We start from the raw sequence: 1,384 nt of genomic DNA on the forward strand, positions 1-1,384 counted from the left end.
TCAAGATACCGGACCTGGTGGCCCTGCAGCGTGGCCTGATAGGCTACGGCCTTGGCAATATGGCTTTTTCCTGTGCCCGGCTTGCCGATCAACAAAGCGTTGGCGCCTTCGGCTATGAACTTGAGCGTCAGTAACTCGAAGCTTGCCTGGCGGGGCAGCTTGGGATTAAAACGCCAGTCAAAGTCGTTCAATGTCACGCGTTCATCCAAGCCGGATTTGGCGTAGCGTCGGTCGATCAGTCGGGAACGGCGCCGGTCCAGCTCATCTTGCAAGATGAGCGAGAAGGTCTCGATAAAGGACTGTTCGCAGGCCTGGGCCTGCACAATCCGGGTCTCCAACGTGGCGCTAATGCCCGATAAGCGCAATTCGCGCAGGGTCCGGTCAATCTCAGTCATGGTCATGGTCATTTTTAATCCTCATTGAACAAGGGCAGGCTGGCGCTTTGCTGGGCGCCCAGGGTAAACAGGTCGGCATAGTCTTGGCCGTCCCGGATAAGACGGTGCTGCTGGGCCAGGACGGGCTCGGTCTGCGCGGGCGTATTCAGTTGCTCCAACGCCTGGGTGGTCAGCTGTTCGGTGAGCGCTTTGATGCGCTTATAGCTCTGGATACCTTCGTCCAGCGCCCGCTGGCAGGCCTGCTCGACCAGTCGGCTCGGGTAGCGCCTGGCTAACCCTACAATGCCCCAGAGCTTGCGCTGGCCGACACGGCCCTCTGCGGCGAACAGGGTCTGGCAAAGCTGGTGCGCAGCCACCCCAATTTCCTGGGCCTGGCGCAGCAGCGTGCGTGTCTCGCGCGAAGGATTAAACAGGCGCTCCTCATCGGGCAGCACCACCGTGCCAGGTCGATCCACGCGGGCGTGGGTACGGATCAGGACCTGGGTTCTGAGCTCACGGATTTCAAGATAATGGTCGAACAAACGCACCAGCACACGGCTGCCGATTCGAGCCGGACGGGCCGCGTAACTGCTGTGATCGATCCGAATGCAGGTGTCATCGCACACCGTGCGCTGGACCTCTTTGAAGTACTGCACCCCCGAGACCGGCAAGGCCTTCAGATGCGGGCGCTCCTCTTGATACATCGCCTCGACCTGACGACGCGTGCTGCCATGGATGCGCGGCGCGGCCCATCGGGTCTCCCAATGCTCCAGAAAGGCATTTTGCTCCTCCAGCGATTCGAATCGCTTACCTTTAAGGGCCGTGGCCTGCGTGTGTCCGATCGCATGCTCGACCGTGCCTTTGCGGTTCGGATCGCGTACCCGGGCCGGGTCGGCCACGACACCGTAATGACGTAGCACCATGGCGTACACGGGATTGAGTTCGGGCTCGTACAGGTCGGGCGCAAGCACCCCTTCCTTCAGGTTATCGAGCACGACGTAGTGCGTCGT

Annotated in this window: 2 protein-coding genes; both read right to left on the reverse strand. The window is 60.9% G+C overall.

The window, feature by feature from the left end:
* Positions 1-407, reverse strand: a 407-nt coding sequence (locus DFR37_RS22690) for an ATP-binding protein (protein WP_170139997.1), incomplete at its 3' end; no start/stop codon positions are given.
* A gap of 2 nt (positions 408-409) precedes the next feature.
* A partial coding sequence (locus DFR37_RS22695; RefSeq protein ID WP_488154024.1) for a transposase occupies positions 410-1,384 on the reverse strand: 975 nt, incomplete at its 5' end.

Source organism: Eoetvoesiella caeni (assembly GCF_003315175.1).
Classification (GTDB): Bacteria; Pseudomonadota; Gammaproteobacteria; order Burkholderiales; family Burkholderiaceae_B; genus Eoetvoesia; species Eoetvoesia caeni.